Origin of the sequence: Streptomyces amakusaensis (genome assembly GCF_039532665.1) — a bacterium.
Taxonomy (GTDB): Bacteria; Actinomycetota; Actinomycetes; order Streptomycetales; family Streptomycetaceae; genus Streptomyces; species Streptomyces amakusaensis.
In genome coordinates this window covers 232,203-255,865 of sequence record NZ_BAAASB010000005.1, presented here as the reverse complement: position 1 = coordinate 255,865, position 23,663 = coordinate 232,203, and the positions used below count along the sequence as shown (strand labels likewise).

Below are 23,663 nucleotides of genomic sequence, written 5' to 3'. Positions count from 1 at the left end.
CATGACCCAGGCCCTTCCTCTCGCTCCCACTCCCCTTCAGGGCCTGCGCGTCCTGGATCTGGCGACCCTCTTCGCGGGGCCGCTCGCCGCCACCCTGCTCGGCGACTTCGGCGCGGAGGTCATCAAGGTCGAGCACCCCCGCCGCCCCGACCCCTCCCGGGGGCACGGGCCCGCCAAGAACGGCGTCGGTCTGTGGTGGAAGCTGCTCGGCCGCAACAAGCGCGCCATCACCCTCGACCTGTCCGCCCCCGGCGGCCGTGACACCCTCCTCCGGCTGGCCGCCACCGCCGATGTGGTCATCGAGAACTTCCGTCCGGGCACCCTGGAGAGATGGGGCCTGGGCTGGCCCGAGCTGAGCGCCGTCGCCCCCGGGCTGGTGCTGACCCGGGTCACCGGCTTCGGCCAGTTCGGCCCGTACTCCCACCGCCCCGGCTTCGGCACCCTGGCCGAGGCCATGAGCGGGTTCGCCGCCGTCACCGGCGAACCCGACGGCCCGCCGACCCTGCCCCCCTTCGGACTCGCCGACTCGATCGCCGCCCTCGCCACCTCCTACGCGGTGCTCACCGCCCTCGCCGCCCGCGCCGCCACCGGCCGGGGCCAGGTGGTGGACATGGCGATCATCGAACCGATCCTCACCGTGCTCGGCCCCCAGCCGCTCTGGTACGACCAGCTCGGCCATGTCCAGGAACGCACCGGCAACCGCTCCCTGAACAACGCGCCGCGCAACACCTACCGCACCGCCGACGGTCACTGGGTCGCCGTCTCCACCTCCGCCCAGTCCGTCGCCGAACGCGTGATGCGGCTGGTCGGCCGGCCCGAGCTGACCGAGGAGCCCTGGTTCGCCACCGGGACCGGGCGGGCCGGGCACGCGGACGAGCTGGACACGGCGGTCGGCGGCTGGATCGCCCGCCGCACCCGGGCCGAAGCGCTGGCCGCCTTCGAGAAGGCCGAGGCCGCGATCGCCCCGATCCACGACATCCGCGAGGTGATGGACGACCCTCAGTACCGCGCGCTGAACACCATCACCGAGGTGGCCGACCCCGAGCTGGGGACGATCCGTATGCAGAACGTCCTCTTCCGGCTCTCGGAGACTCCCGGCGCTATCCGCTGGGCGGGCCGCCCGCACGGCCACGACACCGAGGAGGTGCTCACCGAACTCGGCCTGAGCGGGGCGGAGATCGCCGCACTCCGTGAGCAGGGGGCCCTGTGACCATCCCCCTCACCTATCTCTACGCCCCGGGCGACCGCCCCGACGTGGTGCGCAAGGCGATCGGCTCGCGCGCGGACGTCGTGATCGTCGACCTTGAGGACGCGGTCGCCCCCGAGCGCAAGAAATACGCGCTCGCCGCGACGGCGGAACTCCTCATGTCCCGCCAGACACTGCCCGTCCATGTCCGCATCAACTCCCCCCAGGACGTCGAGACGCTGACCGGACTTCCCGGCCTCTGCGCCCTGCGTGTACCCAAGGTCGCACACCCCACTGACATCCACCGGATCGCGGAACTCGCCCCCGGGGTCCCCCTGCATCCGCTGCTGGAGTCCGCGCTCGCGATCGAGCACGCCTACGCCATCGCCACCGCCCACCCCGCCGTGCGGGGCATCTCCATCGGCGAGGCGGACCTCCGCGCCGACCTCGGGGTACGGGACGGCTCCTCGCTGGACTGGCCCAGGGTCCGGATCGTGGTCGCCGCCCGCGCGGCCGGACTCGCGCCGCCGGTCCAGTCCGTCTTCCCCGACATCAGGGACATGGACGCGCTCTACGCCTCCTGCGCCCACGCCCGCGCGCTGGGCTTCCTGGGCCGGGCCGCCATCCACCCCCGGCAGCTGCCGGTCATCGAACGGGCCTTCCGCCCCACCCCGGGGGAGATCGAGGCGGCGGAGCAGATCGTCGAGGCCGCCGCCGGGGACGAAGGGGCCCTCGCCCTGCCCGACGGCCGTTTCGTGGACGCGGCGATCGTGGCGGCGGCCCGGCGCACCCTCTCCGCGGCCCGGCGCGAAGGGCCCGCGTAGCGAAACGGCGAGTGGCCGTCGGGGGAGCCCCCCGGCGGCCACTCGCCGTTCCACAGCGCGCGTATCAGGCCTTGTCGGCCGAGGCCGCGGCGGACCCGGTTGATTTGTCCAGGTTCGGCCCGGTGGCCGGCTTGGTGTCCGCGTCCGCGCCCTCGTCGGAGGCGTCCGCGCTCTCTCCGTCAGAGCCGTCGTCGGTGCCGTCAGTGCCGTCAGTGCCGTCGGCACCCGGCTGTCCGGGCTCCACGATCTCCTCGCGGCCCGGCCGCAGCCGCGCCGAGACGACGATGTACACCACGGCGAGCACGAACACCACGATCGAGGTCCACACATTGAGCCGCAGTCCGAGGATCTCGTGCGCCTCGTCGACCCGCATGTACTCGATCCAGCCGCGGCCCGCGCAGTACCCGGCGACATACAGGGCGAAGGCCCGGCCGTGGCCCAGCCGGAAGCGCCGGTCGGCCCAGATCACCAGCAGCGCGACGCCCACACACCAGAGGGACTCGTAGAGGAAGGTGGGGTGGTACAGCCCCGCCTCCCGGTTCGGCCCCTCGCTGATCTCCAGCGCCCAGGGCAGATCCGTCGGCCTGCCGTACAGCTCCTGGTTGAACCAGTTGCCCCAGCGGCCGATCGCCTGGGCGAAGGCGATGGCGGGCGCGAGGGCGTCCGCCCAGGCCGGGAGCGGGATTCCACGGCGGCGGCAGCCGATCCAGGCGCCGACCGCGCCGAAGGAGATCGCCCCCCAGATACCGAGGCCGCCCTCCCAGATCTTGAAGGCGTCCACCCAGTCCTGACCCTCGCTGAAGTACAGCTGGTAGTCAGTGATCACGTGGTAGAGCCGGCCGCCGATCAGGCCGAAGGGCACGGCCCAGACAGCGATGTCGGCCACCGTGCCGGCCTTGCCGCCCCGGGCGACCCATCGCTTGTTGCCGTACCAGACGGCCACGAAGACGCCGATGATGATGCAGAGCGCGTAGCCGCGCAGCGGAAGCGGTCCGAGTTGGATCGCGCCGCTCGACGGGCTGGGAATGTAGGCAAGTTCCATGGCAGGTCCGACGCTACCCTGCCCGGCGCCGGACACGGCAACCCACCCGGGCAACGTCTGGATAACGGGCCGGGGCGGCACGGGGGCCGGGAGCGGCCCGCCGGCCGCCCCCGGCCCCGTCGTCCTGGCCCCATGGCCCGGCTTCGCTCAGGGAGCCGTCGCGGCCGGTGTCGCCGACGGGGAGCCCGTGGCAGGAGTGGCGGACGCGGACGGCGTCGGGGTCAGGGTCCCGGGCCGCTTTCCCTTGTTCGCCTCGGCCACCCACTTCTCCAGATTGGCCGCCGAGATCTGGAGCCCGGCCTTGTCCGGGAAGATCGACTCCCCGTTCAGCAGCACCGTCGGGGTGCCCCGGAAGCCGCCCTCGGCGAAGGCCTTGTTCGATTTGGCGACCCAGGAGTCGTGCGCGCCGTCCTGCACACAGCTGCGGAAGGCGGGGGTGTCCAGCCCCTCGACCTTGCCCGCCAGCTCGATCAGCCTGCTGTTCTTGCCGAAGGCGTCGTCGGACTCCTGCGGCTGGTTCCGGAAGAGCACGTCGTGGTACTCGGAGAACTTGCCGGCGTCCTGGGCGCAGGCCGCCGCGTTGGCGGCGCGCAGGGAGCCGGTGCCGCCCATGTTGCCGTCGATGATGGTGGCGAGGTTGTACTCGACCTTCAGCTGGCCGGACTTCTCCAGCTCCTGGATGGAGTCCCTCATGACATTCTCGAACTGCGCGCAGACCGGGCAGCGGAAGTCCTCCCACACCGTGAGCGTGGACGGGGCGTCGCTCGCGCCGACCGGGAAGGACAGCTGGTCCTTGCCCTCCACGCCCGAGGGCGCCAGCAGCGGACCGGCCTGGGACCCGCCGTCCTTGCCGGAGCCCGCGGTCGCCGCGATCACCCCGACCACGGCGGCCAGTCCGAGGACCGCCACCACCGCCGCGGAGACGATCAGCGTCCGCCGCCGCTTCTCCCGGGCCTTCTCCCGCTCGCGTTCCCTCTGGAGGCGCTCTCGCGCGGTCCCCTGCCGTTCCTGATTGTTGTCGCTCACACCCCGCAAACGAACCGGGGAGGCGCGTACGCGCCTCCCCGGTTCCACAACCACCCGTACGAGCGATCATGTACGAGCGGCGCGTCCTACGCTCCGGCGCGCCCCCGTCGTACGCCCTCGGCCAGCTCGGCCGCCAGCTCGCGCACGGCGAGCAGGCCCGAGGGGCCGTCCGGGGCGTCCAGCAGCCGCTTGACGAAGGCCGATCCGACAATCACCCCGTCGGCGAAGGCGGCGACCTCGGTGGCCTGCTCGGCGTTGGAGACCCCCAGCCCCACGCAGACGGGAAGGTCGGTGGCCGTGGCGCGGGTCCGCTCCACCAGATCCTGGGCCTGGGCGCCCACCGAGGCACGGGTGCCCGTGACGCCCATCAGCGACGCCGCGTAGACGAAACCCGAACCGGCCTCGACGATCCGGGCGATCCGGGCGTCCTTGCTGCTCGGCGCGACGACGAAGACGGTGGCCAGGGAGTGTTTCTCGGCGTGCTCGCGCCACACCCCCGCCTCCTCGACCGGCAGGTCGGGCAGGATGCAGCCCGCGCCGCCCGCCTCGGCCAGCTCGGCGGTGAACCGCTCCACGCCGTAGCGGTCGATCGGATTCCAGTACGTCATCACCAGCACCGGCTTCCCCGAGGCGGCGTGCGCCTCGCGGACCGTGCGCAGCACATCGGCGATCTTGACGCCGCCGCGCAGGGCGATGTCGTCGGCGGTCTGGATGACCGGGCCGTCCAGGACGGGGTCGCTGTGCGGCAGCCCCACCTCCACCACGTCCGCGCCGGCGTCCAGGACGGCCTTGACCGCCTCGATGCCGCCGTCGACGGTCGGGAATCCGGCCGGGAGGTAGGCGATGAGCGCCGCCCGGTTCTCCGCCTTCGCCGCCGCGAGCGTGTCGTTCAGCAGCCGTACCTGTCCGCTCACTTCGCTTCCTCCCCGTCGTACAGCCCGAAGTAGCGGGCGGCGGTGTCCATGTCCTTGTCGCCGCGCCCGGAGAGGTTGACGACCATCAGCCCCTCCTCGCCCAGCTCGCGGCCGAGTTCCAGCGCTCCGGCGAGCGCGTGGGCGGACTCGATGGCCGGGATGATGCCCTCGGTGCGGGAGAGCAGCCGCAGCGCCTGCATCGCCTGGTCGTCGGTGACCGCGCGGTACTCGGCGCGGCCCGCGTCCTTGAGGTAGGAGTGCTCGGGGCCGATGCCCGGGTAGTCCAGTCCGGCGGAGATCGAGTAGGGCTCGGTGATCTGGCCCTCCTCGTCCTGGAGGACGTACGAGCGGGAGCCGTGCAGGATGCCCGGCTCGCCCGCGGTCAGGGTGGCCGCGTGCTCGCCGCTCTCGATGCCGTGGCCCGCGGGCTCGCAGCCGACGAGCCGGACGCCGGGGTCCGGGAGGAAGGCGTGGAAGAGCCCGATGGCGTTGGAACCGCCGCCGACGCAGGCGACGGCCGCGTCGGGGAGGCGTCCGGCGCGCTCCAGGACCTGGCGGCGGGCCTCGACGCCGATCACCCGGTGGAAGTCGCGGACCATGGCGGGGAAGGGGTGCGGTCCGGCGACCGTGCCGAAGAGGTAGTGGGTGTGGTCCACATTGGCGACCCAGTCGCGGAAGGCCTCGTTGATGGCGTCCTTGAGGGTCCTGCTGCCGGACTTCACCGGGATGACCTCGGTGCCCAGCATCCGCATCCGGGCGACGTTGAGCGCCTGGCGCTCGGTGTCGATCTCGCCCATGTAGATGGTGCACTCCAGGCCGAAGAGGGCGCAGGCGGTCGCGGTGGCGACGCCGTGCTGACCCGCTCCGGTCTCGGCGATGACCCTGGTCTTGCCCATGCGCCGGGTGAGCAGCGCCTGGCCAAGAACGTTGTTGATCTTGTGGGAGCCGGTGTGGTTGAGGTCCTCCCGCTTGAGGAAGACCCGGCCCCCGCCCGCGTGCTCGGCGAACCGGGGCACCTCGGTGAGGGGGCTCGGCCGGCCCGCGTAGTTGACCATGAGGTCGTTCAGCTCGGCGGCGAAGGCGGGGTCCGCCTTGGCCTTCTCGTACTCGACGGCGACCTCGTCGACGGCGGCGACGAGGGCCTCGGGGATGAACTTGCCCCCGAAGTCGCCGAAGTAGCCGGCGGGGGTGGGGACCTGACCGTCAGGGTCCGGAATGAAGAAGTCAGAAGACATCCGACGTACTCCTCGGGCGGGGCGCGAAGCCCCTGAAGTCTGAAAGGTGCAAGGGACACGGTGTGCGCACGGTGACATGGTCCCGCCGGACGGCCGGATGTCCGGGAACGAACGGAGGGGCCGGCCGGGTGTCGCCCTCGCGAAGGCTCCGCCCGCGCGCGGGCGTGCCGCGTGCGGGCCGGAAGGGGGAGGGCTCCCCGGGCCGAATCGGTGTCAGTGGTGCGCGGTGGCCGCGCGTCGCCATCGCATGCCGTTGACCTGGCCGGGCTCCGAGCCGATCACATAGCGGACCCGGCGGCCGTGCACCCGCCTGGCCGGCGCGCGGCAGCCCCGGGGGCGGCAGCCGCGCGCGAGGCGCGCGTACCCCTCACCCGGGACGGGTCGCGGACGGCTCAGGACGGCGGGCACGGCGGCGGCTCAGCTCCGGCCGTGGCGCAGGGCCGGGTGGGCTCCGGCGGCGACCAGGTCGGCGACGGCCCCCTTGGGGTCACGCCCGGTGACCAGGGACTCGCCGACGAGTACGGCGTCGGCTCCGGCGTTGGCGTAGGCGATCAGGTCGTGCGGACCGCGCACACCGGACTCGGCCACCTTGACGATGTGGGCCGGGATGTCCTCGGCGACGCGCTCGAAGGTCGAGCGGTCGACCTTGAGGGTCTTCAGATCGCGCGCGTTGACACCGATGATCTTCGCTCCGGCGGCGACCGCCCGCTCGATCTCGTCCTCGTCGTGGACCTCGACCAGCGGGGTCAGCCCGATCGACTCGGCGCGCTCGATCAGCGAGACCAGGGCCTCCTGCTCCAGGGCTGCCACGATCAGCAGCACCAGGTCGGCACCGTACGCACGGGCCTCCCAGAGCTGGTAGGCGGTGACGATGAAGTCCTTGCGCAGCACGGGGATGTCCACCCGGGCGCGCACGGCCTCCAGGTCGGCGAGGGAACCGCCGAAGCGGCGCTCCTCGGTCAGCACGGAGATGACGGCCGCGCCGCCCGCCTCGTAGTCGGCGGCGAGTGCGGCCGGGTCGGCGATCGCGGCGAGCGCGCCCTTGGAGGGGCTGGAGCGCTTCACCTCGCAGATGACCTGGACGCCTTCGCCGCGCAGCGCGGCGACGCCGTCCCGGGCCTCGGGAGCCTGGGACGCGCGCTCCTTGAGCTCGTCGAGGCTCACGCGCGCCTGCCGTTCCGCGAGGTCGGCGCGTACGCCTTCGATGATCTCGTCGAGCACACTCACCCGAGCGGCCCCCTTCCGGAACGATTGATGGTTAAGGATCAGCCATGTCGATGGTATCCGCAGCGGGGCCCCGGCCTCGCATCCGGTTGACGGCTGTCCCACTGGGTGGGACCGGGGGCGGTTCACCCTTTGAGACGTCAGGGGGCCAGGGCAGAGCCGAAGGGGAGGTTCCGCACCACGCTGAACAGCAGTGCGGCCACGCCGAGCGACCACCACCAGGCCGGTGCGAGAGAGAGCCGCAGGGGGCGGGCCCGTACGGCGTGAATCAGCCAGATCACCCAGACAACGGCGAAGACGAGATATCCGGCGACGGCGACCGCGTTGGCCCCCAGGGCGGCGGCCCAGTCGCCGGTGACGAAGGCGTGGGCGCTGCGCAGCCCGCCGCACCCCGGGCAGTACAGACCGGTGAGGCTCAGGAGCGGGCAGACCGGATAGTGGCCGGGCTCATGGGGGTCGACCGCGCCGACATAGGCGAAGGCCGCGACGACCGGGGCCAGCACGGCCAGCGGCGGGGCGAGCCTGCGGGCGAGCGGGGCGGGCGCGGGGGGCGGCCCGAAGGTGCCGGGGCCGGGCGGCGGCCCGGGGGTGCCGGATGAGGTCATGGCTTTCACCCCGTGATTGTCTCCGCGACCGCCGCCTGCGGCCCGTGCGGCGCGAACGGGCGGGCGGGGGCGCGGACCGGTCCCGCCGGTCCGCGTTTCCGCTTCCCGGAGGCTCAGACGGCGCGCTCGTGGGCGCGGGCCGCCAGGGTGGCCTGCTCACGGGCCTCGAGCTGCTCGGCGGACTTCTTGGGCATGCCGAGGCCGGTACGGCTCATCGCCAGGCCGACGACGCCGCCGACGAGAACGATCACGATGCCGCCCCAGAAGCCGAGGGGGTTGGCGGCGACCATGAAGACACCGGAGACGCAGAAGCCGATGAACGAGATGATGACGCCGGTCCAGGCGGCCGGGGTGTGTCCGTGGGCGGTGGCCGACATGAATTGCTCCTCGTGTGAAGTCCGTGGCGGCGCGGTGCCGGTGCTCCCCTGGAGGGGCCGGTTCCGTGCCGTTGAGCCGCTGCCCGGGACGCTCCGGGCTCGCGGCCTCATTCTCCCGCACGCCGTGCGTCGGCACGCGCCCGGGGGCGGGTGCGGCGGGGCGCGGGGATCACCGTACGACGGCGGGGCCGCGCGCCGGTCAGCCGGTGGGGTCCTCGCCCCGGTCCAGCGCCTTCCACAGGTCCTCGGGCCGGTCGGGGTCGACGGCGGCCGGGGCGGTGCGGGCGCGGGGCGATCCGTCGCGCTCGTACCGGCCCGACATGGCGGGCCAGCGGGCGCCGTAGCGGAGCGCGAGAAGGCCGGCGAGGAGGATCAGCACGGCTCCGACGGCGGTCGCGTAGGGCCAGGCCGTATGGGTGAGGGCCTCCACCGTGGCGGAGGAGTGGCCGACGGTCTTCGCGGCCTCCAGCTCCAGCGTCTCGCGGTCGAAGGCCCCGGCGTACGCGGCGGCAGCCGCACCCGCGCCACTCAGCGCGAGCAGGGCCGAGACCAGGAGGCGGCTTCTGCCGCGCACGGCGAAGACGGCGACGAGCGCGGCCAGGCCGACGATCGCGAGGGCGGTGGGCACACCGGTGACCTCGCTGCCGCTGGCGTCCAGCGGCAGGGCTCCGCCGGCCACGGCGGCCCGGCCCTCGGCCCAGATCTGGCCCGAGGCGAGAAGGACGACGGTCGCGCCGACGGCTCCGAGGAGCAGCGCCGCGGCGAGGCTTCGGCGGTCGCCGTTCGCGGCGGCCGATGCCGCGGCGGCGCGGGGCTGGGGTACGGGAACAGCACTCACATACCCCACTATCCCTTATGGCCCCGGGCGTTCGTCGGCCGGTTGGGGCTACCGGCCGGTATGGCCCTGGGGAGTGTCTTCGAAGTGGCGTCGTCCTCCCGTAGTGGGGGTTCCCCCGGGCCGAAGGCCCAGGGGGAGTGCGTGCCGGGGCACGACAGGCGGACGGGACTTCGAAGACACGGCCTAGAGCCGGTTCGCGGTGTGGACGGCGCGGAGCACGGCCGCCGCCTTGTTGCGGCACTCGGTGTCCTCGCCGACCGGATCGGAGTCGGCCACCACACCGGCTCCGGCCTGCACGTACGCGGTCCCGTCGCGCAGCAGGGCGGTACGGATGGCGATCGCGGTGTCGGAGTCCCCGGCGAAGTCCAGATAGCCGACGCAGCCGCCGTAGAGTCCGCGCCTGGCCGGTTCCAGCTCGTCGATGATCTGCATGGCGCGAGGCTTGGGGGCGCCGGAGAGGGTGCCCGCCGGGAAGCAGGCGGTGAGCACGTCGAAGGCGGTGCGGCCCTCGGCGACCTTCCCGGTGACGGTGGAGACGATGTGCATCACATGGGAGTAGCGCTCGATGGACATGAAGTCGACCACCTCGACGGTGCCCGGCGCGCAGACCCGGCCCAGGTCGTTGCGGCCGAGGTCGACGAGCATCAGATGCTCGGCGCGCTCCTTGGGGTCGGCCATCAGCTCGTCGGCGAGGGCCTGGTCCTCCTGCGGGGTCGCGCCCCGGGGGCGGGTGCCGGCGATGGGGTGGACCATGGCGTGCCCGTCCTCGACCTTGACCAGGGCCTCGGGGCTGGAGCCGACGACGTCGAAGCCGTCGAAGCGGAAGAGGTACATGTACGGGCTGGGGTTGGTGGCCCGCAGCACCCGGTAGACGTCCAGCGCGCTCGCGCTGCACTCGGTCTCGAACCGCTGGGAGGGCACCACCTGGAACGCCTCGCCGGCCCGGATGCGCTCCTTGATGTCCTCGACGGCGTCCTGGTACTGCTCGCCGCCCCACTTCGCGGAGAACTCGGGCAGCTCGGAGGGGGGCAGTACGGCCGGCACGGAGACCAGCGGACGGGCGAGGTCGCGCTCCATGGCGTCCAGCCGGGCGACGGCGTCCGCGTGGGCCTCGTCGAGTCCGGTGTCGAGATCGTTGTGGTTGATCGCGTTGGCGATCAGCAGGACCGTGCCGTCCCAGTGGTCGAGTACGGCGAGATCGGAGGTGAGCAGCATGGTCAGCTCGGGGAGCCGGAGGTCGTCGTGCTCGCCGGGGCCGATCTTCTCCAGTCTGCGGACGATGTCGTAGCCGAGGTAGCCGACCATGCCGCCGGTGAAGGGCGGCATGCCGGAGGCCAGGTCGCGCGGGGTGTGCAGGGCCTCGACGGTGGCGCGCAGGGCGGCCAGCGGGTCGCCGTCCAGCGGGACCCCGACGGGCGGGGTGCCCAGCCAGTGGGCCTGGCCGTCGCGCTCGGTGAGCGTGCCGGCGCTGCGGACGCCCACGAAGGAGTACCGGGACCACGACCGCCCGTTCTCGGCGGACTCCAGGAGGAAGGTGCCGGGGCGCTCGGCCGCGAGCTTGCGGTAGAGCCCCACCGGGGTGTCTCCGTCCGCGAGCAGTCGGCGGCTGACGGGGATGACACGCCGGTCGACGGCGAGCTTGCGGAAGGTCTCCAGGTCCATGGCGGTTGACCCTACTAGCCCAGCGGGAGGGTTCCCGCGTCGAAGCAGGTGCGGTCGCCGGTGTGGCAGGCCGCGCCGACCTGGTCGACCTTGACGAGCAGGGTGTCGCCGTCGCAGTCGAGGGCGACGGACTTGACGTGCTGGACATGGCCGGAGGTGTCGCCCTTGACCCAGTACTCCTGGCGGCTGCGGGACCAGTAGGTGCAGCGGCCGGTGGTGAGGGTGCGGTGGAGGGCCTCGTCGTCCATCCAGCCGAGCATGAGCACCTCACCGGTGTCGTACTGCTGGGCGATCGCGGCGACGAGACCGCCGGTGTCGCGCTTGAGGCGGGCGGCGACGGCGGGATCCAGGGAGCTGGCGGGGACACTGCTGGTCATGGCGTCCATTGTGCCGCGCCCCGGCGGGCGGGCGGCGAGGGCGTCCACAGGGCGGACCGGGCCGGGCGGGTCCGGCGGGTCGGCGAGGGGCCGGGCGGGGTCCGCGGGGGGGTGAACAGGAGGTATCCGCTGGGCGGAGCGGTGGCGGTCGCCGTACGCTGGCCGTATGTCGACCCATGCCAAACGTGAACGGCTTCTGCTCGCCGATCTGTTGGAAGCGGCGGGCCCAGACGCCCCGACCCTGTGCGAGGGCTGGACGACCCGGGATCTCGCGGCCCATGTGGTGGTCCGCGAGCGCCGCGCCGACGCCGCGGCCGGGCTCCTGCTCTCCGCGCTGCGCGACCGTCTCGAACGGGTGCAGACGGAGTTCGCCGCCAAGCCCTACGAGGAACTGATCCAGCTGATCCGCACCGGGCCGCCGAGGCTCTCCCCGTACGCCCTCAAGCAGGTGGACGAGGCGGCGAACACGGTGGAGTTCTTCGTCCACGCGGAGGATGTGCGCCGGGCGCAGCCGGACTGGACGGCTCGGCCGCTGGACAAGGTGTTCCAGGACGCGCTGTGGGCGCGGCTGGAGAAGGCGGCGCGGCTGCTGGGCCGGAAGTCGCCGGTGGGGCTGGTGCTGCGCCGTCCGGACGGTCAGACGGCGGTGGCGCACCGGGGGACGCCGGTGGTGACGGTGACCGGTGAGCCGGGTGAGCTGACAGTTTTCGCCTTCGGGCGGCAGGACGCGGCCCAGGTGGATCTGGCGGGCGAGGCGGAGGCGGTGGAGCGGGTCGTCAAGGCCCCGCTGGGCATGCCGCTCTGACCCGGCCGCCCCCGCGCGGTGCCCGCCCGGCGGACCGGGCGGGCACCAGCGGCGCTCACCAGCGGACGGGCAGCTCCCGCACGCCTCGTATCAGCATCCCCGGCAGCCAGGAGAGGGCCGCCTCGTCGCCGTCCGGGGCGAGGTCGGGGAAGCGGTCCAGGAGACCCCGGATCGCGATGCGGCCCTCCAGCCGGGCCAGCGGCGCGCCCAGACAGTGGTGCAGCCCGTGGCCGAAGGCGAGATGCCCCCGGGTCTCCCGGTGGATGTCGAACCGGTCGGGGTCCTTGAAGCGCGCCGGGTCCCGGTTCCCGTCGGCCACGCCGATGAGCACGGTGGCCCCGGCCGGGATGGTCTCCCCGCCCATCTCCACGTCCTCCAGGGCGAGGCGCATGGTGCTGGTCTCCACCGGGCCGTCGTAGCGGAGCATCTCCTCGACCGCCCCTTCGAGGAGTCCCGGGTCGGCCCGCAGCTCGGCGAGTTGTCCGGGGTGGGCGAAGAGCGCGCGCACGCCGTTGCCGATCAGATTGACCGTGGTCTCGTGCCCGGCGACCAGGATCAGGAAGGCCATCCCGATCAGCTCGTCGGGGGAGAGCCGGTCGCCGCCTTCGTCGACGGTGTGGATCAGACTGCTCAGCAGGTCCTCGGCGGGCCTGGCGCGTTTGGCGACGACCAACTCCTGGAGGTACGCCGCCATCTCGCGGAAGGCGTTCGCCTGGATCTCGGGGCTGGTGGGCGCGACGACCTCGTTGGACCAGGCGCGGAAGGAGACGCGGTCGAGTTCGGGCACGCCGAGCAGTTCGCAGATGACCGTCATCGGCAGCGGGAAGGCGAAGGACATCACCAGGTCCGCCCGGCGCTCCGGCTCCGCGGCCATCGCGTCGAGCAGTTCATCGGCGATCTGCTGGACGCGCTCGGCCATCTCCTCGACCCGGCGCGGGGTGAACACCCTGGCGACCAGCCGGCGCAGCCGGGTGTGGTCGGGCGGGTCGGACATCAGCATGTTGGCGAGGGCGGGCAGATCGTCTCCGACGCTCATGGCCTCATTGATGGCGCCCGGTCTGAGCCAGTCCCGGCTGAGCCGGGGGTCGGTGAACGCGGTGCGGCAGGCCTCGTGTCCGACGACGAGCCACAGCTCCACATCAGCCGGGGTGCGTACGTGGTGGAGGGGGCCGCGCGCGCGGAGCGCGGCGTAGACCGGGTAGGGGTCACGGAAGAAGTCCGGACTGAGTTCCATGAGATCGGCGATGGGCCGGGCCGCCATACTGCTCCTCGCTGTTCACGCGCGCTGACTGCGCACGTGGGATCCCACAGCACGCTAGCCCGGCCCCGGAGCTCGAAGAACACCACTTTCGGCCTTGTGGCCAGGGCGGGCGGAGAGTGCGGTGGCGCGATATCGGCGACCGGCCGGGGTCGGCTCCCCGGGCCGGTGGAGCCGGGCCCGGGGAGTCTTCCCAAAGTCAGCGGACCGGGTGTCCGGCCTCGCGGAGCGCGTCCTTGACCTGGCCGATCCGGAGGTCGCCGAAGTGGAACACGGAGGCGGCCAGCACCGCGTCCGCGCCCGCCGCGACCGCCGGGGCGAAGTCGGCCAGCCGGCCCGCGCCGCCGCTGGCGATCACGGGGACGGTGACGTGCCGGCGGACCGCGGCGATCATCTCGGTGTCGTAGCCGTCCTTGGTGCCGTCGGCGTCCATCGAGTTGAGCAGGATCTCGCCCGCGCCCAGTTCGGCGGCGCGGTGCGCCCATTCGACGGCGTCGATCCCGGTGCCCCGGCGACCGCCGTGGGTGGTGACCTCGAAGGTGCCCTCCGGGGTGCGCCGGGCGTCGACGGAGAGCACCAGCACCTGGCGGCCGAAGCGCTCGGCGATCTCCTGGATCAGCTCCGGGCGGACGATGGCCGCCGTGTTGACGCCGACCTTGTCCGCGCCCGCCCTCAGCAGCCGGTCGACATCGTCGGCGGAGCGGACCCCGCCGCCGACGGTGAGCGGGATGAAGACCTGCTCGGCGGTGCGGCGCACCACGTCGTAGGTGGTCTCGCGGTTGCCGGAGGAGGCGGTGATGTCGAGGAAGGTCAGCTCGTCCGCGCCCTCGGCGTCGTAGAGCTTGGCCATCTCGACGGGGTCGCCCGCGTCGCGCAGATTCTGGAAGTTGACGCCTTTGACGACCCGGCCGGCGTCGACGTCGAGACAGGGGATGACCCTGACGGCGAGCGTCATGCGGAATCACCCCGGTGGGCCTCGACCTCGACCTCGACCACGAGCCGGGGGTCAACGAAGCCGGAGACGATGATCATGGAGGCGACGGGGCGCACCTCGTCGAACAGCTCCTTGTGGGCGCGGCCGACCTCGTCCACGTCCCGGGCGTGGGTGAGGTACATCCGGGTCCGTACGACGTGGGAGGCGTCGAGACCCAGCTGCTTCAGCGCGGCGATCGCCACGTTGAAGGAGTTCACGGCCTGGTCGTAGGGGGTGCCGTCGGCGATCTCGCCGTCGATCACGGAGGTGCAGCCGGAGACCAGCACGAGGCCGCCGGGGAGTTCGACGGCCCGGGAGTAGCCGAACAGCTCCTCCCAGGGGGCGCCGGTGGAGACGCGTCGTACGGCGCTCACTCCGACACCGCCGCGAGTGCTTCCTCCAGGGTGAAGGCCTTGGCGTAGAGCGCCTTGCCGACGATCGCGCCCTCGACGCCGACGGCGACGAGGGAGGAGATGGCGCGCAGGTCGTCCAGCGAGGAGACGCCGCCGGAGGCGACGACGGGCTTGTCGGTGACGGCGCAGACGTTCTTCAGCAGCTCCAGGTTGGGGCCCTGGAGGGTGCCGTCCTTGGCGATGTCGGTGACGACGTAGCGGGCGCAGCCCTCGGAGTCGAGGCGGGCGAGGGTCTCGTAGAGGTCGCCGCCGTCGCGGGTCCAGCCCCGGCCGCGCAGGGTGGTGCCGCGTACGTCGAGGCCGACCGCGATCTTGTCGCCGTGCTCGGCGATGACCTTGGCGACCCACTCGGGGGTCTCCAGGGCCGCGGTGCCGAGGTTGACCCGGGTGCAGCCGGTGGCGAGGGCGGCGGCGAGCGAGGCGTCGTCTCGGATGCCGCCGGAGAGCTCGACCTTGATGTCCATCGCGCCGGCGACCTCGGCGATCAGCGCGCGGTTGTCGCCGGTGCCGAAGGCGGCGTCGAGGTCGACCAGGTGGAGCCACTCGGCGCCCGCGCGCTGCCAGGCGAGGGCGGCGTCGAGGGGGGAGCCGTAGGAGGTCTCCGTACCGGACTCCCCGTGCACGAGACGGACGGCCTGGCCGTCGCGGACGTCGACGGCGGGGAGGAGTTCGAGCTTGGTCACAGTGTTCCGATCCAGTTGGTCAGCAGCTGGGCGCCGGCGTCGCCGGACTTCTCGGGGTGGAACTGCGTCGCCGTCAGCGCGCTGTTCTCCACGGCGGCGACGAAGCGCTCGCCGTGGGTGGCCCAGGTGACCCGGGGCGCGCGGATGGCGGGGTTGGTGACTTCCAGGTCCCAGTCGTGCGCCGCGTAGGAGTGCACGAAGTAGAACCGGGAGTCGGGGTCGATCCCGGCGAAGAGGGTGCTGTCGGCGGGGGCGTCCACGGTGTTCCAGCCCATGTGGGGGACCACCGGGGCCTTGAGCGGGCCGACCGTGCCGGGCCACTCGTCGAGTCCCTCGGTCTCCACGCCGTGTTCGATGCCCCGGGAGAAGAGGATCTGCATGCCGACGCAGATGCCCATCACGGGGCGTCCGCCGGAGAGCCTGCGGCCGATGATCCATTCGCCGCGGGCGCGGCGCAGTCCGTCCATGCAGGCGGAGAACGCGCCGACGCCGGGGACGAGCAGTCCTTCGGCGTTCATGGCGGCGTCGAAGTCGCGGGTGATCTCGACGTCCGCGCCGACCCGGGCCAGGGCCCGCTCGGCGGAGCGGACATTGCCGAACCCGTAGTCGAGGACGACGACTTTCTTCGGTGCGCTCATGACCACACGCTCAATCGGAGGACGCCGGCGACCAGGCACATCGACGCGCCGATGGAGAGCAGCACGATGACGCCCCTGGGCAGCCCCTGCTTGACGAAGGAGTAGACGCCGCCGAGGAGGAAGAGGCCGAGGACGATCAGGATGGTGGAGAGGCCGCCGCTCACAGCGCACCCTTCGTGGAGGGGAGGATTCCGGCGGCGCGGGGGTCGCGCTCGGCGGCGTACCGCAGGGCCCGCGCGAGCGCCTTGAACTGGCACTCCACGATGTGGTGCGCGTTGCGTCCGTAGGGGACGTGGACGTGCAGCGCGATCTGGGCCTGGGCGACGAAGGACTCCAGGATGTGCCGGGTCATCGTCGTGTCGTACGAGCCGATCATCGGCGCCATGTTCTCGGGCTCGGTGTGCACGAGGTAGGGGCGGCCGGAGAGGTCGACGGTGACCTGGGCGAGGGACTCGTCCAGCGGCACGGTGCAGTTGCCGAAGCGGTAGATGCCGACCTTGTCGCCGAGGGCCTGCTTGAAGGCCGCGCCGAGGGCGAGGGCGGTGTCCTCGATGGTGTGGTGCGAGTCGATGTGGAGGTCGCCCTCGGTCTTCACCGTGAGGTTGAACAGGCCGTGGCGGCCGAGCTGGTCGAGCATGTGGTCGTAGAAGCCGACCCCGGTCGACACATCGACTTTTCCGCTGCCGTCGAGGTCGATCTCGACGACGACGGACGTCTCCTTGGTGGTGCGCTCCACCCTGCCCACGCGGTTCATGCGCTCTGCTCCTTCTTCAACTCACGGACCGCGTCGAGGAACGCGTCGTTTTCTGCGGGGGTGCCCGCGGTGACCCGCAGCCGGCCGGGCACTCCGTTGTCCCGGACCAGGACGCCCCGGTCGAGGATGTACTGCCAGGCCGCGTGCGCGTCGGGGAACCGTCCGAACTGCACGAAGTTGGCGTCGGAGTCGGTGACCTCGTACCCGATGGCGCGCAGCTCGGCGACCAGGCGGTCGCGCTCGGTCTTCAGCTGCTCGACATAGCCGAGCAGGGTGTCGGTGTGCTCCAGCGCGGCGAGCGCGGTGGCCTGGGTGACGGCGGAGAGGTGGTACGGCAGGCGCACCAGCTGTACGGCGTCGACCACGGCGGGGCAGGCCGCGAGATAGCCCAGGCGCAGTCCGGCCGCGCCGAACGCCTTGGACATCGTGCGGGAGATCACCAGATGGGGGCGGCCCGCCAGCAGCGGCAGCAGCGAGGGCCGGTGGCTGAACTCGACGTAGGCCTCGTCGACCACGACCATCGAGGGACCGGCGGCCTGGGCCGCCTCGTACAGCTCGATCACGGTCTCGGCGGCGACGGCGGTGCCGGTGGGGTTGTTGGGGGAGGTGATGAAGACGACCTCGGGCCGGTTCTCGGCGATGGCCCGGACCGCGGCGGCCGTGTCGATGGTGAAGTCGTCATTGCGCGGGCCGGAGATCCAGCCGGTGCCGGTGCCCCGGGAGATCAGCGCGTGCATCGAGTACGAGGGCTCGAAGCCGATCGCGGTGCGCCCCGGGCCGCCGAAGGTCTGGAGCAGCTGCTGGAGCACCTCGTTGGACCCGTTGGCGGCCCAGATGTTCTCGGTGGCGACCCGGTGCCCGGCGGTACGGGTGAGATAGCGGGCCAGCTCGGTGCGGAGTTCGACGGCGTCCCGGTCGGGGTAGCGGTTGAGCCCGCGCGCGGCCTCGGTGACCCGCTCGGCGATCCGCGCCACCAGCGCCTCGGGCAGCGGGTAGGGGTTCTCATTGGTGTTCAGCTGGACGGGGACGTCCAGCTGGGGCGCGCCGTACGCGGACTTGCCGCGCAGCTCCTCGCGGACGGGCAGGTCGTCGATCCCCAGGGGTCCGGTCTCCAGGGGTCCGGTCTCCACCGGGTCGGTCCTCGTCGAGTCGGTGGTCACTGGCCGGGCACCTTCCACGAGAAGCGGGCCTTCATCGCCGCGCCGTGCGCGGGCAGGTCCTCCGCCTCGGCCAGGGTGACGACGTGGTGGGTCACCTCGGCGAGGGCGTCGCGCGTGTAGTCCACGATGTGGATGCCGCGCAGGAAGGACTGGACGGAGAGTCCCGACGAGTGGCAGGCGCAGCCGCCGGTCGGCAGGACGTGGTTGGAGCCGGCGCAGTAGTCGCCGAGGGAGACCGGCGACCAGGGGCCGACGAAGACCGCTCCGGCGTTGCGCACCCGGGCGGCGACGGCGGCGGCGTCGGCGGTCTGGATCTCCAGGTGCTCCGCGCCGTACGCGTTGACGACGCGCAGCCCCTCTTCGACGCCGTCGACCAGGACGATCGCGGACTGCCGGCCGGAGAGGGCGGGCAGGATCCGGTCCTCGACGTGCTTGGTGGCCGCGAGCTGGGGCGTCAGCTCCCGCTCGACCGCGTCGGCCAGCTCGACGGAGTCGGTGACCAGGACGGCGGCGGCCAGCGGGTCGTGCTCGGCCTGGCTGATCAGGTCGGCGGCGACGTGCACCGGGTCGGCGCTCTCGTCGGCGAGGACCGCGATCTCGGTCGGGCCGGCCTCGGTGTCGATGCCGATGCGCCCGGTGAAGTAGCGCTTGGCGGCGGCGACCCAGATGTTGCCGGGGCCGGTGACCATGTTCGCCGGGGCGCAGCCGTCGGGGCCCTCGGTGCCGTACGCGAACATCGCGACGGCCTGTGCGCCGCCGACGGCGTAGACCTCGTCGACGCCGAGGAGGGCGCAGGCGGCGAGGATCGTCGGGTGGGGCAGGCCGCCGTACTCCTTCTGCGGCGGGGAGGCGAGCGCGACGGACTCGACGCCGGCCTCCTGCGCCGGGACCGCGTTCATGATCACGGAGGAGGGGTAGACGGAGCGTCCGCCGGGGGCGTAGAGCCCGACCCGGTCGACCGGGACCCACTTCTCGGTGACCGTGCCGCCGGGCACGACCTGGGTGGTGTGCTCGCTCCGGCGCTGGGCGCGGTGGACGATCCTGGCCCGCCGGATGGACTCCTCCAGGGCGGCCCTGACCTCGGGGTCGAGCCCCGCCAGCGCCTCGGCGAGCGCGGCGGCGGGCACCCGGACCCGCTCCAGGGCGACGCCGTCGAACTTCCGCGCGTACTCGATCAGCGCCTCCGTGCCGCGATGATGCACGTCCTCGCAGATGGGCCGCACCTTCTCCAGGGCGGCTTCCACGTCGAACTCGGCACGGGGCAGCAGGGCGCGCAGGGCGGCCCCCTCGGGGAGGGCATCGCCGCGCAGATCGATTCGGGAGATCACAGGGTCAATTCTCGCAGACCGGATTCGGCTGCCGTTCCCCGTATCACTGGCTGATACACGCTGACGGACTCTTACCAAGATCGGAAGGCCACTAGCGTTCACCCGGTCACCCAGCGGGAAGAACGACGACAGAACACGCTGCGCGACGAGAAGTGCACAGAGAGAGAAAGCGGAGGAAACATCCTTGACCGAGCCGCCGGACGACGGGCCCCCGGACGGGCTGAGCCCGACCGAGCAGCGGATGTGGAACGCGTTCCGGAACGGGAGCACCTACGACCTGAGCGATCCCGATCCGCTGCTGAACGATCCCTTCTCCCCCCGGCCCTGGGGACCCGAGCGGAGTGTGCGCGCCACCATCGTGGCGCGGCTGCTGCTGAGCGGGCCCTCACCGCACCCCGGGCGGGTCGCGGCGCTCAAGCTGCGCGGGGCCGCGATCACCGGCACCCTCAAGCTCGCGGGCGGCAGCGTCTCGCCCTATGTCGAGCTGTACGGCTGCCGCTTCGAGAGCGAGGTGTGGCTGCCCGAGGCGCACTTCACCACCGTGCGGATGGTGGGCTGCGCCATTCCCCGGCTGGAGGCGGCCCGGCTGCGGACCGAGGGGGATCTGCATCTGCCGCGCTGCCGGGTGGAGCACGGGATCCGGCTCACCGACGCCCAGATAGGCACGGATCTGCTGATCAACCAGATCCATGTGCGGCCGGACCGGCGGGGCCGGGCGATCACCGCCGACGGGCTCTCGGTGGCGCAGGATCTCCAGGCCGAGCTGATCGAGACCTATGGCGAGGTGAGTCTGCGCGGGGCGAAGGTCGGGGTCTCGCTGAGCCTGCGCGGGAGCCGGCTGCGCGCCGCCGCCGAGCGCCGCGCGCTCAACGCCCCCCAGCTCACCGTGGAGCGGACGCTGTACATGACCGGCGCGTGGGTGAGCGAGACCACCGGCGACCCCAATACCACTCCCCCGTTCGGGATCGGCCTGGCCGAGGCGCACCGGCGCAACACCCGGCTCCAGTCCTTCGAGTGCTACGGCGGGGTGCGCCTGGACGACGGCCGGTTCGGCGACGCGATCGATCTGCACCGGGCCCGTTTCGTGATGAGCCAGGGCGAGGAGCTGTCGCTGCGCCGGATCGTCAGCCCGGAGCTGCGGTTCAACGCCCGGCGCCCCGAGGAGGGGCGGGTGGTGCTGAACGGCGCGAAGGTGATCACCCTGGTCGACAAGGCGGCGAGCTGGCCGGGCCCCGGCGGGCTCGCCATGGGCGGGTTCGTCTACGAGAACCTGGTGCCGTACGAGGAGTTCCCGCTGGCCCGCAGGCTGGAGTGGGTGGCGTCGGCGACCCCCGAGTACTCGCCGGAGCCGTACGAGCGGCTGGCGACCGTGCTCCGCAACAGCGGGGAGGACGCGGACGCCCGTGAGGTGCTGCTGGCCAAGCAGCGCCGCCGCCGCGAGACGCTGCCGCTCGCGGCCAAGCTGTGGGGGTTCCTCCAGGACTGGACGGTGGCGTACGGCTACCGCCCCGGGCGGGCGGCGCTGTGGATGGGGGTGCTGTGGGCGGCGGGGGCGCTGGCCTTCTCCCAGGTGGACCCCGATCCCATCAAGAAGGACGAGCACCCCCAGTGGAACGCGGCGCTGTACGCGCTCGATCTGCTGATCCCGGTGATCAACCTGGGGCAGGACGGGTTCTGGCGGCTGGAGGGCAACTGGCAGTGGGCGGGGGCGGTGCTGGTGATGCTGGGATGGATCCTGGCGACGACCGTGGCGGCGGGGGCGACGCGGCTGCTGAGCCGGGGGTGAGCGGGCGGGGGCCTTTCGGCGGCGGGCCCCCGCGTGTTTCTTTACAGTCTCTTGGCCTTTGACAGGACAACCTTTACGCCGCCACCAAAGCTTCACAGCAGCCCTCTGGCGCGGCCCTCACCTGCGGTTTTCAATGGTCCGCACCATGTCATTGCTTCGAGCTCTGCTGCGCACCGCTCGCATGATCCGCCATACGCCCCGGCTCGCCGACGGTCTGCCGCCCGACGGGGCGGTGCTGCTCGACGCGCCCGACGAACGCATCGGACCGACGCTGGTCGCGGCGGCGGGCGGGGAGTTCGAACCGGCCGCCGAACTGCTCGCGGCCACCCGGGAGGCGGCCCAGTGGGAGAGCCGCGACCGCTATGTGACCCGGCTGGCCGTCTTCGCCCACTCCCGGGGCGAATGGCTCTCCTCCTGGCTGGCCGCCGTGCCGCGCGACCCGGACGCGCTGATCGTCAAGGCGGAGCTGGCGATCCGCCGGGCCTGGGACTCCCCGGCCCGGGCCGAACAGCTCCGGGAGCTCGGCCCGCTGATCGACGCGGCGGCCGACGCGGCCCCCGGCGACCCGGTGCCCTGGCGGATCGCGCTGGACCACGCGCGGGGCGTGCACACCCCGCACACGGCGTTCGAGGCGCTGTGGGAGCAGGCCGTGCGCCGCTCCCCGCACCACTACGGGTGCCATGTGGCCGCCCTGCGCTATCTCTCGGCGCAGTGGTACGGCTCGCACCGCGAGTGCTTCGACTTCGCAGAGAAGGCCGCCGCCGACGCCCTGCCGGGCTCGCTGATACGGGCGCTGCCGGTGCGGGCCGCGTTCGCGCGGATGGAGTACGAGACCCCCCGGGGCGGCGCCGGGCCGGTGCGGCTCGCCCACTCCGTGGAGGCCGAGCGCGTCGACGCGGCAGCCGATCTGGCGATCGCCCTCTCCGCGGGCCATCCGGCGGCGGATCCCTGGCCCGCCGAGGTGCGGAACCTCACCGCGTACGTCCTGGCGCGCCGGGGCCGCTGGCAGCCGGCGCTCGAACAGTTCCGGCTGGTGGGACCGTACGCCACCTCGTTCCCGTGGAACCGTTTCTCCGACGATCCGCTCGGCCGCTTCCTCGACACACGGGACGGTGTGCGGATCCAGGTGGCTTCGGCGACCCCGCTTCGGTCACGGACCGGGCGCGGCGGGTTCGCGGGCCATTAGGCTAGTCGGTTGTGACCACCGCACGACTGCCGCTCTTTCCGCTGAACTCGGTGCTGTTCCCCGGGCTCGTACTCCCCCTCAATGTCTTCGAGGAGCGTTATCGCGCCATGATGCGCGAACTGCTCAAGACGGACGACTCTGAGCCCCGGCTCTTCGCGGTGGTCGCCATCCGCGACGGCCGCGAGGTCGCGGCGACCGGGCCGGGCCTGCCGGACCCCGCCGCGCTCCCGGAACCGGGACCGGCCGCGGGCTTCGGCGACGATCCGCTCCGGGCCTTCCACCCGGTGGGGTGCGTCGCGGACGCGGCGACCGTGCGGGAGCGCGCGGACGGCAGCTTCGAGGTGCTCGCCACCGGGACGACCCGGGTGCGGCTGCTCTCCGTCGACGCCGGTGGGCCGTTTCTGACGGCCGAGGTGGAGGAGATCCCGGAGGAGACCGGGGAGGACGCGGGAGCGCTCGCCGAAGGGGTGCTGCGGGCCTTCAGGAGCTACCAGAAGCGGCTGGCCGGGGCCCGGGAGCGGACCCTGACCACCGGCGCGGACCTGCCGGACGACCCGTCGGTGGTGTCCTACCTGGTCGCGGCGGCGGCGGTCCTCGACGTCCCGGTGAAGCAGCGGCTGCTGGAGGCCCCGGACACGGCCGCGCGGCTGCGCGAGGAGCTGGGGCTGCTGCGCTCGGAGACGGCGGTCATCCGCCATCTCCCGTCGCTGCCCGCGGTGAATCTGACGCAGGAGCCGACCAACCCCAACTGACCCGACGGGCCGGACCGACCCCGACCGGCCGGCCCGACCCCGACCGAACCTCACGCGAACAGGAGCCGGTGAAGTGGCGAAGAAGGCCAGGAACGCCGGCGGCACGCCGGCGACGGTGGCGCTGACCTCGGCGGGCGCGGAGTTCACGGTCCACGCCTACGAGCACGATCCCGCCTCCGCCTCGTACGGCGAGGAGGCCGCCCAGGCTCTCGGGGTCTCGCCCGAGCGGGTCTTCAAGACGCTGGTCGCCGAGGTGGACGGCGAACTGACGGTCGCGGTGGTCCCGGTCGCGGGACAGCTCGACCTCAAGGCGCTGGCGGCAGCGGTCGGCGGCAAGCGGGCGGTGATGGCGGACCCGGCGGCGGCGGAGCGCACGACCGGTTATGTCCGGGGCGGTATCTCGCCACTGGGACAGCGCAGGCGGCTGCGGACGGTGCTGGACGAATCCGCCTCCGCGCACCCCACCATCTGTGTCTCGGCGGGACGGCGGGGCCTGGAGGTCGAGCTGTCGCCCGGCGATCTCGCGGGGCTGACGGGCGCGGTCCTGGCGCGGATCGGCCGCGCCTGAGGGCTCGACGCGGGCCCGCTTCTCGGGTAAGTCCCTAACAGGGAGACCT

At 72.7% G+C, this 23,663-nt stretch carries 27 protein-coding genes; 7 read left to right on the top strand and 20 right to left on the bottom strand.

Features of this window, described 5'->3' with window-relative positions; all coding sequences use genetic code 11:
* Position 1 precedes the first annotated feature (1 nt).
* Both ABD371_RS11105 and ABD371_RS11100 read left to right on the top strand, forming a co-directional pair.
* Positions 2 to 1,210, top strand: coding sequence for a CaiB/BaiF CoA transferase family protein (locus ABD371_RS11105; RefSeq protein ID WP_344475397.1), 1,209 nt, complete (start codon positions 2 to 4; stop codon positions 1,208 to 1,210).
* Entirely contained in the window at positions 1,207 to 2,010 is an 804-nt protein-coding gene (locus ABD371_RS11100) for an HpcH/HpaI aldolase/citrate lyase family protein (RefSeq protein ID WP_344475395.1), read from the top strand. The genes ABD371_RS11105 and ABD371_RS11100 overlap by 4 nt, the downstream gene beginning before the upstream one ends.
* Positions 2,011 to 2,074: 64 nt before the next feature.
* On the opposite strand, the gene lgt is transcribed toward ABD371_RS11100, so the two are convergent.
* From lgt to hisI, 11 genes are all read right to left on the bottom strand, one after another.
* The gene (gene lgt / locus ABD371_RS11095; protein ID WP_344475393.1) at positions 2,075 to 3,052 is read right to left on the bottom strand and encodes a prolipoprotein diacylglyceryl transferase; all 978 of its coding nucleotides are present in this window, start codon (positions 3,050 to 3,052) and stop codon (positions 2,075 to 2,077) included.
* 147 nt (positions 3,053 to 3,199) lie between these two features.
* Positions 3,200 to 4,078, bottom strand: a complete 879-nt coding sequence (locus tag ABD371_RS11090; protein WP_344475391.1) for a DsbA family protein — start codon at positions 4,076 to 4,078, stop codon at positions 3,200 to 3,202.
* A gap of 86 nt (positions 4,079 to 4,164) precedes the next feature.
* Positions 4,165 to 4,992, bottom strand: a complete 828-nt coding sequence (gene trpA / locus ABD371_RS11085) for a tryptophan synthase subunit alpha (protein WP_344475389.1) — start codon at positions 4,990 to 4,992, stop codon at positions 4,165 to 4,167.
* Positions 4,989 to 6,227: a tryptophan synthase subunit beta gene (trpB, locus tag ABD371_RS11080; RefSeq protein ID WP_344475387.1), complete on the bottom strand. Its 1,239-nt coding sequence runs from the start codon at positions 6,225 to 6,227 to the stop codon at positions 4,989 to 4,991. The genes trpA and trpB overlap by 4 nt, the downstream gene beginning before the upstream one ends.
* A 213-nt stretch (positions 6,228 to 6,440) precedes the next feature.
* Positions 6,441 to 6,635 carry a tryptophan biosynthesis modulator TrpM gene (gene trpM / locus ABD371_RS11075; protein WP_344475385.1) on the bottom strand — a complete coding sequence of 65 codons (195 nt, stop codon included), beginning with the start codon at positions 6,633 to 6,635 and terminating at the stop codon, positions 6,441 to 6,443.
* Positions 6,636 to 6,644: 9 nt separating this feature from the next.
* Positions 6,645 to 7,454, bottom strand: coding sequence for an indole-3-glycerol phosphate synthase TrpC (trpC, locus tag ABD371_RS11070; RefSeq protein ID WP_190126024.1), 810 nt, complete (start codon positions 7,452 to 7,454; stop codon positions 6,645 to 6,647).
* A gap of 137 nt (positions 7,455 to 7,591) precedes the next feature.
* A complete protein-coding gene (locus tag ABD371_RS11065) occupies positions 7,592 to 8,056 on the bottom strand; it encodes a DUF2752 domain-containing protein (RefSeq protein WP_344475383.1) in 465 nt (154 codons plus the stop codon).
* A gap of 113 nt (positions 8,057 to 8,169) precedes the next feature.
* On the bottom strand, positions 8,170 to 8,433 hold the full coding sequence (locus ABD371_RS11060) for an HGxxPAAW family protein (protein ID WP_344475381.1): 264 nt from the start codon (positions 8,431 to 8,433) through the stop codon (positions 8,170 to 8,172).
* A gap of 199 nt (positions 8,434 to 8,632) precedes the next feature.
* Positions 8,633 to 9,280: a TIGR02234 family membrane protein gene (locus ABD371_RS11055; protein WP_344475379.1), complete on the bottom strand. Its 648-nt coding sequence runs from the start codon at positions 9,278 to 9,280 to the stop codon at positions 8,633 to 8,635.
* 174 nt (positions 9,281 to 9,454) lie between these two features.
* Entirely contained in the window at positions 9,455 to 10,933 is a 1,479-nt protein-coding gene (locus tag ABD371_RS11050; RefSeq protein WP_344475377.1) for an anthranilate synthase component I, read from the bottom strand.
* Positions 10,934 to 10,947: 14 nt separating this feature from the next.
* Positions 10,948 to 11,319, bottom strand: coding sequence for a phosphoribosyl-AMP cyclohydrolase (hisI, locus tag ABD371_RS11045; RefSeq protein ID WP_381733608.1), 372 nt, complete (start codon positions 11,317 to 11,319; stop codon positions 10,948 to 10,950).
* A 157-nt stretch (positions 11,320 to 11,476) separates the two neighbouring features.
* Here hisI and ABD371_RS11040 point away from each other — a divergent pair, with 157 nt between their 5' ends.
* A complete protein-coding gene (locus ABD371_RS11040) occupies positions 11,477 to 12,115 on the top strand; it encodes a TIGR03085 family metal-binding protein (RefSeq protein WP_344475373.1) in 639 nt (212 codons plus the stop codon).
* Between the two features lie 55 nt (positions 12,116 to 12,170).
* On the opposite strand, the gene ABD371_RS11035 is transcribed toward ABD371_RS11040, so the two are convergent.
* The 9 genes from ABD371_RS11035 to hisD all read right to left on the bottom strand — a co-directional run bounded on the left by ABD371_RS11035 (position 12,171) and on the right by hisD (position 19,322).
* A complete protein-coding gene (locus ABD371_RS11035) occupies positions 12,171 to 13,376 on the bottom strand; it encodes a cytochrome P450 family protein (protein ID WP_344475371.1) in 1,206 nt (401 codons plus the stop codon).
* A 196-nt stretch (positions 13,377 to 13,572) separates the two neighbouring features.
* Positions 13,573 to 14,328 (bottom strand): imidazole glycerol phosphate synthase subunit HisF, encoded by a 756-nt coding sequence (hisF, locus tag ABD371_RS11030; RefSeq protein ID WP_190126016.1) that lies wholly within the window; start codon positions 14,326 to 14,328, stop codon positions 13,573 to 13,575.
* Complete coding sequence (locus ABD371_RS11025; protein WP_344475368.1) at positions 14,325 to 14,720, bottom strand: RidA family protein; 396 nt, start codon at positions 14,718 to 14,720, stop codon at positions 14,325 to 14,327. Before ABD371_RS11025 ends, hisF begins: the two co-directional genes overlap by 4 nt.
* Entirely contained in the window at positions 14,717 to 15,442 is a 726-nt protein-coding gene (gene priA, locus ABD371_RS11020) for a bifunctional 1-(5-phosphoribosyl)-5-((5-phosphoribosylamino)methylideneamino)imidazole-4-carboxamide isomerase/phosphoribosylanthranilate isomerase PriA (RefSeq protein ID WP_190126014.1), read from the bottom strand. Before priA ends, ABD371_RS11025 begins: the two co-directional genes overlap by 4 nt.
* Positions 15,439 to 16,080, bottom strand: coding sequence for an imidazole glycerol phosphate synthase subunit HisH (gene hisH, locus ABD371_RS11015; RefSeq protein WP_344475366.1), 642 nt, complete (start codon positions 16,078 to 16,080; stop codon positions 15,439 to 15,441). Before hisH ends, priA begins: the two co-directional genes overlap by 4 nt.
* Positions 16,077 to 16,244 (bottom strand): hypothetical protein, encoded by a 168-nt coding sequence (locus tag ABD371_RS11010; RefSeq protein ID WP_190126012.1) that lies wholly within the window; start codon positions 16,242 to 16,244, stop codon positions 16,077 to 16,079. Before ABD371_RS11010 ends, hisH begins: the two co-directional genes overlap by 4 nt.
* The gene (gene hisB / locus ABD371_RS11005; RefSeq protein ID WP_344475364.1) at positions 16,241 to 16,834 is read right to left on the bottom strand and encodes an imidazoleglycerol-phosphate dehydratase HisB; all 594 of its coding nucleotides are present in this window, start codon (positions 16,832 to 16,834) and stop codon (positions 16,241 to 16,243) included. The genes ABD371_RS11010 and hisB overlap by 4 nt, the downstream gene beginning before the upstream one ends.
* Positions 16,831 to 17,949: a histidinol-phosphate transaminase gene (locus ABD371_RS11000; protein ID WP_381733605.1), complete on the bottom strand. Its 1,119-nt coding sequence runs from the start codon at positions 17,947 to 17,949 to the stop codon at positions 16,831 to 16,833. Before ABD371_RS11000 ends, hisB begins: the two co-directional genes overlap by 4 nt.
* 41 nt (positions 17,950 to 17,990) lie before the next feature.
* Complete coding sequence (gene hisD / locus ABD371_RS10995) at positions 17,991 to 19,322, bottom strand: histidinol dehydrogenase (RefSeq protein ID WP_344475362.1); 1,332 nt, start codon at positions 19,320 to 19,322, stop codon at positions 17,991 to 17,993.
* Between the two features lie 184 nt (positions 19,323 to 19,506).
* Here hisD and ABD371_RS10990 point away from each other — a divergent pair, with 184 nt between their 5' ends.
* The 4 genes from ABD371_RS10990 to ybaK all read left to right on the top strand — a co-directional run bounded on the left by ABD371_RS10990 (position 19,507) and on the right by ybaK (position 23,614).
* The gene (locus ABD371_RS10990; protein WP_344475360.1) at positions 19,507 to 21,108 is read left to right on the top strand and encodes an oxidoreductase; all 1,602 of its coding nucleotides are present in this window, start codon (positions 19,507 to 19,509) and stop codon (positions 21,106 to 21,108) included.
* A 133-nt stretch (positions 21,109 to 21,241) separates the two neighbouring features.
* Complete coding sequence (locus ABD371_RS10985) at positions 21,242 to 22,294, top strand: hypothetical protein (RefSeq protein ID WP_344475358.1); 1,053 nt, start codon at positions 21,242 to 21,244, stop codon at positions 22,292 to 22,294.
* 11 nt (positions 22,295 to 22,305) lie between these two features.
* Entirely contained in the window at positions 22,306 to 23,046 is a 741-nt protein-coding gene (locus ABD371_RS10980; protein WP_344475356.1) for an LON peptidase substrate-binding domain-containing protein, read from the top strand.
* Between the two features lie 73 nt (positions 23,047 to 23,119).
* Positions 23,120 to 23,614: a Cys-tRNA(Pro) deacylase gene (gene ybaK, locus ABD371_RS10975; RefSeq protein WP_344475354.1), complete on the top strand. Its 495-nt coding sequence runs from the start codon at positions 23,120 to 23,122 to the stop codon at positions 23,612 to 23,614.
* Positions 23,615 to 23,663: the final 49 nt, after the last annotated feature.

Coding starts and splice junctions, on each gene's coding strand:
- ABD371_RS11105 (WP_344475397.1), top strand. CDS start 2: ATGACCCAGGCCCTTCCTCTCGCTCCCACTCCCCTTCAGGGCCTGCGC.
- lgt (WP_344475393.1), bottom strand. CDS start 3,052: ATGGAACTTGCCTACATTCCCAGCCCGTCGAGCGGCGCGATCCAACTC.
- trpB (WP_344475387.1), bottom strand. CDS start 6,227: ATGTCTTCTGACTTCTTCATTCCGGACCCTGACGGTCAGGTCCCCACC.
- ABD371_RS11065 (WP_344475383.1), bottom strand. CDS start 8,056: ATGACCTCATCCGGCACCCCCGGGCCGCCGCCCGGCCCCGGCACCTTC.
- ABD371_RS11060 (WP_344475381.1), bottom strand. CDS start 8,433: ATGTCGGCCACCGCCCACGGACACACCCCGGCCGCCTGGACCGGCGTC.
- ABD371_RS11050 (WP_344475377.1), bottom strand. CDS start 10,933: ATGGACCTGGAGACCTTCCGCAAGCTCGCCGTCGACCGGCGTGTCATC.
- hisI (WP_381733608.1), bottom strand. CDS start 11,319: ATGGACGCCATGACCAGCAGTGTCCCCGCCAGCTCCCTGGATCCCGCC.
- ABD371_RS11040 (WP_344475373.1), top strand. CDS start 11,477: ATGTCGACCCATGCCAAACGTGAACGGCTTCTGCTCGCCGATCTGTTG.
- ABD371_RS11035 (WP_344475371.1), bottom strand. CDS start 13,376: ATGGCGGCCCGGCCCATCGCCGATCTCATGGAACTCAGTCCGGACTTC.
- hisF (WP_190126016.1), bottom strand. CDS start 14,328: ATGACGCTCGCCGTCAGGGTCATCCCCTGTCTCGACGTCGACGCCGGC.
- hisH (WP_344475366.1), bottom strand. CDS start 16,080: ATGAGCGCACCGAAGAAAGTCGTCGTCCTCGACTACGGGTTCGGCAAT.
- hisB (WP_344475364.1), bottom strand. CDS start 16,834: ATGAACCGCGTGGGCAGGGTGGAGCGCACCACCAAGGAGACGTCCGTC.
- ABD371_RS10985 (WP_344475358.1), top strand. CDS start 21,242: ATGGTCCGCACCATGTCATTGCTTCGAGCTCTGCTGCGCACCGCTCGC.